Genomic DNA, 3,540 nt, shown 5'->3' with positions numbered 1-3,540 from the left:
CATAAGCATAGGATAGCCATAGTTAATAAATGTAATACCTAAGCCAATGCGGATAATTAAAAGGCCAAAGTTTTTGTAATTGCTTAAATTGCTGAGTATTGCCATATGTTTTTGATTGTAATGATTAAAAGGGGTGCTGAATTCTGTTAATTCTTTAATTCAGAAAATCCCGATTCAGACAAATTTAACAGTTACTTGCTGCTCCTGTACAGACAAGTCTATCGATTTGCCTAATATTAAGCTGCAGTTATCAGGAATGTGGCCGGCCGGGAAATCAAAACATACCGGGTAATTATATTCTTTTACAATTTCCATAATAATTTCGGGTACGGTTTGGCCAAAGGGTATGTCATTATCTTTTACATCGGTAAAACCGCCAACAATTAGGCCTGCAAGATTAGCAAGTTTACTGGCCCGTTTCAAATTGCGCAGCATACGGTCAATGGCATACAGGTATTCGCCTACATCTTCAATAAATAATACTTTGCCGGTATAGTCAATGTCTGATACAGAACCCGATACAGCCACCAATAATGATAAATTGCCGCCAATTAATATTCCACCGCCGTTGCCGCTGCGGTTTAAGGTGTGTGATTTAAATTCATAGCTCAGATTTTCGCCAAATAAAGCTTTTCGTAAAGTATCTAACGAGCGTGCCGAAGCATCTGGAATGTTTATGGGCATTTGCCCGTGTATGCTTTGTAACTGGTAATTACCAAACAGATGGGTGTGTAAAACAGTAATATCGCTAAAGCCAATAAGCCACTTGGGATGTTGAGCAAAACGGCTAAAATCAACTTTGTCTATCATCCTGATAACACCATAGCCGCCACGGGCTGCTATAATAGCTTTTATGCTGCCGTCATCAATAAAATGTTGCAGGTCATGGGCCCTCAGGTCGTCATCACCGGCAAACTGGTGGTAGGATGCGTTCACAGTATCGCCTAAAACCACTTCCAGACCCCATGACTGCAATAAAGCTATAGCATCTGTCATTGGGTTGGGCAGTTTTTTAGCGGGGCAGGTAATGGCTATTTTATCGCCTTTTTTAAGGTATGGGATCATTTTATGTTTTTGAGTCCGGAGGTATGGCAAGTCCGGAGTGAAAATTTAATCAATGTTAAGGTTTTTATAAAGGGAAAGCTTTCTGTCAGTCCGACTTTACTGACTTTCTGACTTCACAACTTCCCGCCTAAAAAGTTATCTTTGCAGCTTATTTATAATGCCGCTTATTTAATGTCACAACTCAACAAATATAAAAGATATACCGTTACCTCGGCTTTGCCTTATGCCAACGGACCGTTGCATATCGGTCACCTTGCCGGAGCATACATTCCTGCCGATATTTTTGTACGCTATTTAAGGCTCAAAAAAAAGGATGTAGTTTATGTTTGCGGCTCTGACGAGCATGGCGCTGCCATCACCATCAAGGCAAAAAAAGAGGGGACTACACCACAGGCTATTATTGATAAATACCATAAACAAATAAAAGACAGCTTTGAGGAGTTTGGGATAGCTTTTGATATTTATCATCGTACCTCATCAGCTATTCATCATGACCTGTCGCAGGCATTTTTTTTGAATTTGTATGAAAAGGACGAGTTTATTGAAAAATATTCTGAACAATATTATGATGAGGATTTTCAGCAGTTTTTAGCCGATAGGTATATTGTTGGTACCTGCCCTAATTGCCACAATGAGAATGCCTACGGCGATCAGTGCGAAAAATGCGGTACTTCGTTAAGCGCCACTGACCTAATCAACCCGGTATCCACCCTAAGTGGCAAAACGCCTACTTTAAAGCCTACCAAGCACTGGTACCTGCCGCTTGATAAATACCAGCCCTGGCTGGAGCAATGGATTGATGCTAAAGAGGGTAGCTGGAAGGTTAACGTATTAGGGCAGTGCAAATCATGGCTTAAACAAGGCCTGCAGCCACGCTCCATGACCCGCGATTTGGATTGGGGTATTGATGTTCCGTTAGAAGATGCCAAAGGCAAAAAGCTGTACGTTTGGATGGATGCACCTATTGGTTATATATCGGCCACCAAACAATGGGCCATTGACAATAATAAGGACTGGAAGCTGTACTGGAAAAAACAAGCCGATGAACAGGATAATGCCTGTCTGATCCATTTCATAGGCAAAGATAATATTGTATTCCATTGCATTACCTTTCCGTCTATCCTGCATGCGCATGGCGAATATATTTTACCACAGAATGTACCTGCCAATGAGTTTTTGAATTTGGAGGGCGATAAACTGTCGACCTCAAGGAACCATGCGGTTTGGCTGCATGAATACCTGAAAGAGTTTCCGGGTAAGCAGGATGAGCTGCGTTATGTGCTTACCTCCATACTCCCTGAAACCAGCGACAGCGAATTTACCTGGAAAGATTTCCAGGCGCGCATTAATAATGAGCTGGTAGCCATATTGGGTAACTTTGTGAATCGTGTAATGATATTGATGCATAAGTTTTACGATGGTAAAATTGAAGGCGAAGGTGACAGGATTGAACTGACCGACGATTACCTGAATAAGGAGCTGGGTGGTTTTTATGATGAAATAGAAAAGAACCTGGAAGCTTATCGCTATAGGCAGGCTTTGCAGGGGCTAATGGATATTGCCCGCCTGGGTAACCGTTACCTTACCGAAAAAGAGCCCTGGAAAACCATCAAAACTAATCCGGAGGATGCTAAGCAAACGCTGCATAACTGCCTGGTTTTGATTGGCCATCTGGCAACCTGCGCCCAGCCATTTTTACCGGCTACCGCTAAAAAGATCATTGGCATGTTGAACTTACCCAATGAACCCATTACCTATGATCAGGAGATGTTTTTTAATAACGGTCATCAGTTAAACCCATCGGCCTTATTGTTTGAAAAAATTGAAGACGAGGTGATCGAGTACCAGGTTAATAAACTGCTGGCAAAAAAGCAGGCCGCCTCACCTCCAAAATCTATAGATGTACAGCCGGCAAAAGAGAATATCAACTACGAAACCTTTGCCACCATGGACATACGCACGGGTATCATTTTGGCGGCCGAAAAGGTAGCCAAAACCAAGAAGTTGCTTAAGCTTACTATTGATACCGGTATTGATGAACGCACTGTGGTATCGGGCATTGCAGAATATTTTGAGCCTGAAGCTATAATAGGGCAGAAGGTAAGCATACTGGTAAACCTGGAGCCCCGTGAGATCAAAGGTATCCTTTCGCAAGGGATGATCCTGATGGCCGAAAACAGCGAAGGTAAACTAAGCTTTGTATCGCCGGCAGATGATTTCCATAACGGATCAGTGATCAGATAGATGTGCCGATAGGGGATGTAAAAGCAGTAAATAAATTTTGCTTTGCAGGGGTGTGATTTTTCATTGAAAAATTGCACCTTTGCAAGCTAATAAAGGACCGGCCTCCAGGCCGTCTGTAAAAGGTCCCGTAGTTCAACGGATAGAATAGGAGTTTCCTAAACTCTAGATATGAGTTCGATTCTCGTCGGGACCACATTAAAGCACGGTAATGGCCAAGATTACCGTGCTTCT

At 42.5% G+C, this 3,540-nt stretch carries 2 protein-coding genes and 1 tRNA gene; 2 read left to right on the top strand and 1 reads right to left on the bottom strand.

Going from position 1 to position 3,540, the window contains the following annotated elements:
* Positions 1–174 precede the first annotated feature (174 nt).
* Positions 175–1,065 carry a S66 peptidase family protein gene (locus AC1DRQ_RS30185; protein ID WP_477429630.1) on the bottom strand — a complete coding sequence of 297 codons (891 nt, stop codon included), beginning with the start codon at positions 1,063–1,065 and terminating at the stop codon, positions 175–177.
* Between the two features lie 171 nt (positions 1,066–1,236).
* Between AC1DRQ_RS30185 and metG the strand changes: the two genes are divergently transcribed.
* Positions 1,237–3,309: a methionine--tRNA ligase gene (gene metG, locus AC1DRQ_RS30180; protein ID WP_477429628.1), complete on the top strand. Its 2,073-nt coding sequence runs from the start codon at positions 1,237–1,239 to the stop codon at positions 3,307–3,309.
* Between the two features lie 121 nt (positions 3,310–3,430).
* Positions 3,431–3,502: transfer RNA gene (locus tag AC1DRQ_RS30175), tRNA-Arg, on the top strand.
* Positions 3,503–3,540 lie beyond the last annotated feature (38 nt).

The sequence above is a fragment of the Mucilaginibacter sp. P4_E8 genome (assembly GCF_056401495.1).
Note: the sequence above shows the minus strand (reverse complement) of the source record. Positions and strands in the feature narration are given on the sequence as shown.